Raw genomic sequence first — 9,497 nt, forward strand, 5'->3', positions numbered from 1 at the left:
AATAGGTTCGGGCACTGCCGTCGGCATCCGTCGTGGTGGCTGTGTAGGCCGCCGTCTGGTTCTCGGCGACAGACGCGGTCGCAGCCGACGTAAAGACAGGCGCGTCATTCAGGTCGACGGTAAGGCTTTGTTGAACCCGCACGGTACTCGTGCCGCTTGTGTAGAGCGTATAGTTCACCCCGTCTTCTGTGACCGTTACGCCCCGGACAAATAGCTCGGCGGTTAGATCGACAATATCCCCTTCGTCACCGCGAACCGTAATAATCGCGTTGCCGGAAACATCTTGCGAGACGGGTGCCTGGTCGCTGGCGTTAACCGATCCTTTCCGCGCCCCGTCTTGCTGATCAGTGAGAAAGGTGATCGCAGCCGCATCCAACACAAGGATATTATCGCCCGAACCAGTTAGGTCGATAATTTCGAAACCCGTGACCGTGCCCGCATTCGCGCCGCTCACGCTTAAATCAAGCGTCAACCCGGCGCCGTCTACAAAGAGAATGTCTGTACCCACTCCACCGTCAATCGACGTAAAATCCGTCGAGGACACCGACACGCGGTCATCGCCCGCGCCACTTGAAACACTGTCCCCGGAGGACACATCCGTGAAAACGTCATCAAGATCCGTGCCCTCGAAGCTGTCTGCGCTCGTTGTGCCCGCCGCGGTCACGGCTTCGACTTCATCGGTCACCGTCACGGCCACATCCTGCGTGACCGTTGCCGTTCCGTCGGTAACAGACACAGTCACGTCATAGACATTATTGGTGCCTGCATCGTCCGGCGTTTCAAAATTCGGTGCATCAACAAACGAGACTTCGCCAGTGCTTTGATCAATGGTAAACAAAGAGGCGTCTGTCCCGGACAAGCTGTAGGTGAGAGCGTCACCATCGGCATCCGTCGCCACCGCTGTAAACGCAGTCGTTTGATTTTCAAGAACAGAAACATCTGTCGAGAACGAGAAGACCGGCGTAACATTCGTGGGAGCGGGAATGGTCGGCGTTGCCTCACTGCCGCCACCTGCAGCAGCCCCAACGGTTCCGACAGCCCCGGCCAATACTCCTGCTAATAGCCCCGCACTGACACCGGATCCACCCTCAGCCATTACAACCGCGTCAACTGACAAACCTTCCGCCGTCGCCGCGGCTTCAGACATAAAGACCACCCCGTCGATAATCTGGAACGACCCTGCCGCAACCGTGATGACGTCACCCGACGCCATAGTCAGTTCGAGTGAACCCGAGGGCAGCACCGCGACCGATTCAATGCCTGCGAGCGTATCGGCTTGGATAAACCCTGATGGCGCGGCAGCCTGCGCAGCGGCGTTATCCGCAAGGATCATCAGCCCCAAAGCTAATCCCGCCGAAACCGCCCCTGATCGTGCAGACCTAGGCTGACGGGAAAAGGGTCCGTCGGTAGAGACTGCGTCGGACGTGGCGCGCTGATTGGACGGTTCGTCTTCGAAGAAAGCGGTCATGAAAAGGCTCGATTTAAAGTAAAACAGATAAATCGAGGGGGACACGTTCTTGCCAAGCAGCATCGTTCTGAGGATTAGCTCAGACGAAAGGCACTTTCAGAAAATCGTGGGATTAGATTTCAGATTAAATCTGAACCTCGACACGGCTTATATTTTTAATTATCGGGGCTTCGCTGCCGTCCAGACCAGTATTGATCCATCGACATTACGAAAGCAGGGCACGGCGACCGCTCGTAAAGGCATATATCACCCCAAAAAAAAGGGGTGCTAATCGGTCAGATTTAATGCGCTAATATTTTATTGAGAGTCACGACGATTCCATCTTTAAAGTATCCTAAAGACATGGAAGGCGCGATATAAGAAATGTCGTAACGCCTACAGATCTTATGTCAAGCATAACGATTTACGTCATTTTAACGTACCTAATGGCATTATCAGCTTAAACGTCTGTGCCCGTGTTTTGGAGATGAAGTCACACCTTACACGACAATCATTTGACGCGACTCAGCGAGAGACGCCTCTCGCATTGCCTTGAAACCGGTTCTGCTTTCGAGATGTCGCTGATGATTGAAGTGATTGTAAACTGAGGCATGAGATGAGGTGAACTTCTGGAGCGTCGACGCTTTCCTAAAGCTGGATCACTTCACGAGACATTTTGAAGTAGCGAAACGAATTCTGGTTCATCAGAGCTCCCTTAGACATCGCTTCAAGCACAGGTTTCCCTGACAATGCCCGCGTCGGTGCTGTTTTGTACCGCGGTATAGTCCTTCGGCGTAGTCTGGATGTTGACGATAGATAAACCCTTTGGCTCACGACGGGCCACCAATAAAGCGACTGCCGCCGTGCCCCCTAAACATTTAAGTCCTAAATTTCGAGACATTATCTTTTCTTCTCCCGCGTGTTGAATCTGTCATCGCGCAATCAACCACCTTGTCAGCTAAAACTGGCGACACCAAAGCCGCCCCATGATTGACTGGCAGCCGCGCTCTTAGTTGTGCCAGCCTTGACCTCCGGCGTTGAAGTTCACTTTCAAGCCGCTCGAAGATTGGCCAATACACATCTCCATACCATTCGATGAGACAGGCTAGCATCGCCAAGCCGTCTTCGATCTCTTGGTCGCTGATGTGGCGAGACCGCATCGTTTGACCTAAAAAGCTTTGTGCGCGACGTTCAGCAGGATATGACCTGCAGAACATCTCCTCAGATCGCTCAGAGGCACCCTCAGAGCCCTTTCGAAACATTCCCGAGCTATGAACATCAAACCACTCATGAGGCCCTGAAACGCCTGACAGGGTCCATGCGGCCAGTGGGGCCGGTTAGCGCACCGAATAGTTCTCTCAGAGCCCGCTTTTGGACCCCCAAGCCAACCCATACGCTGTCGACCGGTATGTCGGTGACGTCCCTGGGATGCGCCGATCGCCATCATCATTGAACCGGAGGGTCGCGATCTTTGAGAAGTCTTTGATCCCTCGGTTGAACCGCACCCATGATCACATTCTAGCTCGGCTCTCCTCGCCGCATTGACTCCAATGGCACCCCTGAACCTGAGTGCGGCCACCCCACCGTCCCAGACCCTCGTGCTGCGATCCAGCCTTCGAGTGCGGAAGTCCCAAGTGTCATTCGATCGATACCCGAGACGGTTTTTGTCACCGGCACGCCCAGCCTGAGTGACAACTCCGCATTTGTCACCTGTCACGTGTCCCCTGTCACCCATGTTTTTGACCTCGCATAAAAAAAACCCAACACGCCTTGCCAACCCGTATTGGCCAAGGCCCCAGGAAGGACCCCAAGTTTTGGAAGGGATGATCGCGATATTTTTCATGGGGAGAGGTTTAATCGAAAGCCGATACATGTGTCACACGCATCCCCGCCGAATTTTTGCGCCTCTCTCATCTCGAGGCGCCCAGGCTTTGGGGCGTCAGCCTCTCGGTCGCCCTGTGTGGCGATAGACGTTTGTTGGCATTGAGCAGCGGCAATCCCGGTCTCACCCGGGTTCAGGTCACCTCGCAGCCTCATTGAGCCTCAGCTCTGCGGCGTCGGTATCTGATCGAGCTGTCTAGACTCTCTCTTTCTTCTTTCTTCTTTCTTCTTTCTTCTTTCTTCTTTCTTCTTCCTCTAGGATAAACAGGATAGAAAATAGAAGAGTTACACCTACGCGCACGCGCCCGCGCATGGGGCTAACCCCGGGGAGTTTGCATCTTTTGCATGGCCTATCCTTAGCCATCTGTTTTCATTGAGGAAAACGGCCATGCAACCATATTGCGTTTGCATGCTTAATGCATTTGTTTGCATGCTTCTGCACGGCTTTTGACCGGCCTCCCTATGTAATCTCCTTTTTCCATAGCTTGTGCCAATGGTCGTGGGCGGGGTCTCTCCCTCCGGGACCGCCCTTATCCTGCCTGAGCGGCTCTGTTTGCCGCCGCTCATCCTGCCCGCGAGGAGAGTTGTGTTCGCGTTCATCTTGGCTCTTTCCGACCCTTGGGGCCATTGGGGCCATTGGGGTGTTTCAAGGCCACGCCCTTTCGCACAGCATCCCCCCCGCTCCTTTCAGCAGGGATGCCGCGCTTGGTCAGCGCCTGACCGAAGGCCCGGATCTTTAGAGGCGACAGGGTCTGACGCGCACACCACGCCTCATGGTTCTCATGGAGGTCTTTGAGAAAGATCATGTTCTCCTCGGCGAGGCCCGTCTGCAATCTCTCCTCAACCCAGCGCGCGACGGGGCTGGCCGTGCCTTTATAGCGCGACTTCGCGTCTCGCACGTTCTGAGGGGGAGCGAGGCCTTGCTCCGTATAGTCAATCAGTCCTTGGATCATCCAGTTCAGGACGCCGGCGCTTTCACGGGCTAACCTCTCTTTCATACGGGGGTCGCGCGCCTCTTTGGGAATAGAGGTCGTCCACTCAAGCACATGCACGCGCCGCCAGGTCGCCTCACTCCGGCCCCCAATACGCGGCAGCTTATTGCAAGGGATGATGAGCTTGAGTTGTGGTACAAACTCGCGGAGATCTTTATAGAGTTTCCGCCCCACCACGCGGTCCCCGCCTGTAAAGGTCTTGAGCCGGGCTTCGTTAAAACAGGCGCCGTCCTCAGGCTCAGAGGCGACCACCATGCGCGGCCCCTCGAGGCGGGCCAGTTGCGGTGTGGCTGCGCCCGGCGCCTGGCCTCCGCCCTTTAGGAAGGCCCCTACATCCACGCTCGCACCGTAATCGCCCAAAAGATCCTGCAAGACCCGGATGGTGGTGCTTTTACCGTTCGCGCCATCCCCCTGCAGGATCAGAAACGCCTGTTCGTCGCAACGTCCGGTCAGGCAGCTGCCCATATATCTCTGAAAGAAGCGCCGGTCTTCCGGGTCTGGCAGGCAGCGTTCCAGATGAGCCTCCCACAGTGGGGCCTTGGCGTCTGGGTCGTAGGCCACCTCGGCTATCTTCGTCATATAGTCGGAGGGTGTGTGTTTGTAGAACGCGGGCTCGCAACTGCGTCCAGTCTTACCATCTGCCCTGTCCCGGGAGTGGAACACCAACGAGCCGTTCTGCAGGTTAATCCGGTCTAGATCAGTGTCCCATCGGTGGTTGCGCTGGTCAGGTTGGCGCTTAGAGAGCTCCACCATTCTCTTCAGCATGACTAAACCACTACTATGGGCGATCCATTTTTCCAGGGCAGCCAGGCGGTTGACGTTACAGAAGGCTTTTTCGTGTTTCGTCAGGCTATCGTTGTTTTTCAGGTGTTTTTTCAGAACGGCAAGTTCATCCTCCATCGCCTCAACTGTTTTTTGCGCCAACACCATCGCGCTATCCCGACCGCGTTCACCGCCCACCCACTGTTTACCAGACCAACAATACCAGACGTCGCCGGGCCCATAGGCGAGCACGTCACCATATCGCGCCAGCAGGCGTTTCGTATTGCCGAACTCGGTGAGCGGCAGGGCCGCGAGCTCAAGCTCGTTCGGGGCGGGTAGATATATTTCTTCATTAAAGGGCATAAACGCCTCCAGTCTCATTATGGTTCATGATGAGATGGAGATATGCACAGACCCAGGAGAACCCCAACGCGATCCCCGCCGAATTATTTCACATGAGCACGCTAGACTGCCATGGTTCGGAATAATCGGTCATGATTTGAGGGGTCGAGAAAGTTGCAGGTTGTCAGAGCGGACCTTGGCTAGGCGTCTTTAAACGCCCAAAATAAGTCGCTCAGGTTTAGTCTGTTTTCAAATATATAGCGGGAAAAAACGAGTGCCTCAGTTGGGTTGAGCGTAAGGTTTCAAACCCCCTCCATATTTTTTTGGGCTCAAGGGCTTGATAGTCCGGTAAACCGGAAAGTGATAGATCGTATTGCCTCGCAATACTGACTTTGTGTCAAAGCTGATTTGGGCTTTGGAGCGGCGATGTCATGTTAATGTGAATTGCCTTCCTTAGGCCGAAAGAATTGGCGAAATGTAAGTTAAGGTAGAGTTGTGAGTGGAGCGCTATTTTCAAGACTCAATTAAATTAAAAGCGATCTGGAAAGAAGCATCGAGACAAGAGACTAGTGAGAACCCCGGCCTAAATAAAAGTTTCATTTGAGGCATAGAGATTACATTGGGCAGCCTTTAGCGCGACCGGGTCGTACGGCGTGAATTTTGAGTTACGCTCTCCTCACCTTGTCTTCGTGAGTGCTTCTTGAATCTTTTAGCCTTAGTTGAAAACGGGTAGTTCTTTCTTCAAGACCCTTTTTTTTACCTTAGGGTTTACTGAATCGTTCCAAAGTGGACAAATTTTAGAGTCGACCCAATCGCAGGCAAACTTCAGCACTCGGAGAGACGTGAGGTGTTTCTTATATTGATCCAATGCGACCGATGTATTGATATACTCGTAAAGCCCTAGACAGCTCCTCTTATGGTAGATCACACACCCGCGTTGATAATACTCGATTGACGTTTCTAGATCGACTCCAGCTTCGCTATCTTTCGCGGCATACATTTCCCCCACATTGGAACAAGCTCTTGGGTATCCGCTTTTACAGGCACGCATATAGTAAGTCACAGCCTCTTTATGGTCTTTTGGAAGACCTTGGCCCGTGCGCAGAAGAACCCCATAAATGTTGCAGCTTCTTGCTCGCCCAAGGTTGCAGCCCTTGAGAAAATAGCCCGCCGCGCGGGTATGATCGATATCGACACCGACCCCAATATCATACGCATCGCCCAATTTCTCGCAAGATTGGGCGTCATCAGCCTGACATTGCGCTTGGTATCCAGAGAAATGCGCGTCAACCTTGCTCTGGAGAGCTTCCTGCGCGTCGCACACGTTGAAGTTTTTACTACCAATGCAGGCCTTTTTATGGGCATCATATGCGCTGATAACAGTTGCGATTGATTCATCTTTTTTAGAAAGTAAATTGCCTAACGCGAAGCAACTTTTAAACTGATTTCCCTCGCATGCTTTCGAGAGGTATTTCTCAGCTTTTTCAGTGTCGACAGAGATTTTCTCGCCAGTTCCCCCACCAGAAATACTCGCCGCCAACCCATCATCAGACACGCTATGAACCAGAATGCCTGATGATAGATATGAATATCCGACCAACTGGCACTTCTCGAAGTCGCCTTTGCTGCATTCAGCCTCCCGAAGGACTAGCTGTTCACCCTGGTCTAATGGTAGGTTTCCGCTGGCTTCGCAGGCTCTTTCATAGCCCGCCGCGCATGATTTCTTGTACGCAGCCCTCGCCAGCTTATGACTTGGGGCCAAAATTATATTCGCTTCATAATGCAATCCATTTCTATGATAATCAGCTAATTTATGGCAGGCCCATCTATGATCGCTTAAAGATGGGGATCCGCACCCCATTTTATATAGGATAAGAGCTTCATGCTTCCCATCAGGGGATTTTATATCCTTCAAGTCATTTTCATAAATTGGAGCGACAAAGCGAAGGTTGGGGGCGATTTTTTTTGAGTCGTAAAGAGAGGCTAAAAATCCGCACCCACTATAATATCCAGGCTTACCGGATTGACTGGGGTAGCAAGATTTGACGTAAAAGCTTGCTGCTTTCTGGGAATCAACACTGGTCGTTGGGTATTTACCAAAATCATATCTGACGGCTAACTGCAGGCAACTCGGCCCACTACCACTGAGACACTTTCTTTCTAAGTCATTATGGTTGGCGCGGTCATCTGCCAGAATTTTAACTTGTTTATCTTGCTCCGCCTTTACCGCTGCTTGCTCCGCTCGTTCCTTAGCCTCACGGGCGTCTTTATCAGCTTTCAATTTTGCTCTAATCTGTTCGTTTACCTTATCGTCTATTTTTATGAGATAGTCAGACATTTCGCGAGTTAAAGCGTCACCAGAGTCGTACGTATAAAAGTTATCGAGGGCGGCTTTAGCTTTGATATAGTCGCCTTGGCCAAAGTATATTTTGACTTTCATCGCCGCCGTCTTCGGGTTTTCCCCCTCTAAGAGTAGTTCGGTTTGCGTGATTGCCGTTAAAGCGGTCTCATAATTGGATTGTCCAAGAGCTTTCTCAGCTTGGAAGTAATACGCTTTAGCTTTGTTGGTATCTAGGCTCTGTGCGCTAGCCAAACCTCCGCAGCACAAGAACAACAGGAAACTGAATGTGAGAACGGACCAACTTCTATTCATGTCGATATCCTTCATTTTTCAAGCGGACTATGATGCGTTCCATCTCACGATGGACGTCTTGTTGACAGGAATTTAATTGCGCCGCGACTTCCCGTGCGCGTATTCTAGCGCGTTCCTTTTCTCTCTCTCTTTTGAGGGCGTATCGTTCTTCTTTGGCTTCGCGAGCGCGTCGTTGGCTTGCTGTTTCGTTTGCGGGCGGAACATATTTCGACGTTAATCTAAAACCACTGGGCGCTCTCCCATCTATTTCCTTTGCCTTATTTGTGTAAAATCCTTCTGGGGGGGTTACCCAATCGCCAGAGGCATCAACATAGCCAATTTGAGTGGTGGAAACTTCATAGTCCCAGCCTTGAAGAGAACTCAGCGAACTGTGGCAGTCTCCGGTCAACTTGTCCTTTAAACGGACTTCAGCCAAGCCGCTTTTGTAAGACAAGACTTCCCAAATCCGAAAAGGTATCAAGATCTCTCCGAGGCTCGAAACCACACCTTGAGTGCCGCCGTCAGTTTGGATTTCAAAGCCGTCGGTATTGGCTTCGCCTCCACCGTTCCAAAATGCTGAAGAACCTTCATTTTTGTATCTGTCGGCGCTATCAGTCCAAAAACTATCCTCAGGTACATCTTGGATGGTAGCCCCATCGATGTCTTCTTCGTTTGCTTCGACTCGATCCCAGAAGTCATCTTGTTGAGGGTTTTCCGACGCTACTGCCTCCGTGATAAGTTCTTCCTCGCTCTCCCCACTCCAAAAATCATCTCCTTCCGTCGTAGTCGTTTTGGCATCATTTTCGTCAACAATGGCGTCTCGAATAGATTTTACTGCCTCTCCTATACATTTGAAAGATTGCTTATTGACGGTCAGCGTGCAGTCGTTTTTACGGCTTTCAAATGCGTCGTAGATTTCTTTGATCTCACGGTTGGGAATCCGGACTTCAGAAATGCGGGCATTCGAAAAATAAATTGAGGCTGTGTTGTTAAAGGTTGACGAAAGGCGTTGCTCAGCATCCTTTCCCGGATTTATTGCATGATAACTACTCTTAATATCCATGAAGTCGAAGTAGCTTGGACTGCCTGGACTCATCCCCTCCGTTCGTTTGCCTGAACGTCCGATCAATAAGGTGATGTCCTTCACTGTTTTATTGAGCGTAAACGTTCCGTCGTCATTAAAATAGGGGGGGGCGTTTCCGATCCAGGTCTGTTTGGGTGCAGCACGGAGTGTCGCGTTGTAGGATATATCGACTTTGAGTGGTTTAAGGTCGTTAAAACGTTTTAAAAGGTCAGGGTAGACGACTAAATCTTTACGGGCGAGCGTCGCAGTTTTGTGATGTGCCCCTAGCTTTGTAGACACCTTGTTGGGTAAAACTGGAAGCAAGGAGAGTGTCTTATGGGCAGTCGCATTCGATATACAGAAGAGTTTAAATTAGGG

Annotated in this window: 4 protein-coding genes; all 4 read right to left on the reverse strand. The window is 51.6% G+C overall.

Going from position 1 to position 9,497, the window contains the following annotated elements; translation table 11 throughout:
• Positions 1-1,468, reverse strand: a 1,468-nt coding sequence (locus IE105_RS15035; RefSeq protein WP_233354212.1) for a cadherin repeat domain-containing protein, incomplete at its 3' end; no start/stop codon positions are given.
• Between the two features lie 2,456 nt (positions 1,469-3,924).
• A complete protein-coding gene (locus tag IE105_RS15040) occupies positions 3,925-5,445 on the reverse strand; it encodes a DNA primase family protein (RefSeq protein WP_189499710.1) in 1,521 nt (506 codons plus the stop codon).
• Positions 5,446-6,139: 694 nt separating this feature from the next.
• Complete coding sequence (locus IE105_RS15045) at positions 6,140-8,077, reverse strand: SEL1-like repeat protein (RefSeq protein WP_189499711.1); 1,938 nt, start codon at positions 8,075-8,077, stop codon at positions 6,140-6,142.
• Positions 8,070-9,443, reverse strand: coding sequence for a WG repeat-containing protein (locus tag IE105_RS15050; protein WP_189499712.1), 1,374 nt, complete (start codon positions 9,441-9,443; stop codon positions 8,070-8,072). The genes IE105_RS15045 and IE105_RS15050 overlap by 8 nt, the downstream gene beginning before the upstream one ends.
• Between the last annotated feature and the right edge of the window lie 54 nt (positions 9,444-9,497).

The organism is Algimonas arctica (assembly GCF_014652695.1).
GTDB lineage: Bacteria > Pseudomonadota > Alphaproteobacteria > Caulobacterales > Maricaulaceae > Litorimonas > Litorimonas arctica.

Bases quoted from the DNA above. Each gene is read 5' to 3' on its own strand.
- IE105_RS15045 (WP_189499711.1), bottom strand. From the start codon at position 8,077: ATGAATAGAAGTTGGTCCGTTCTCACATTCAGTTTCCTGTTGTTCTTG.
- IE105_RS15040 (WP_189499710.1), bottom strand. From the start codon at position 5,445: ATGCCCTTTAATGAAGAAATATATCTACCCGCCCCGAACGAGCTTGAG.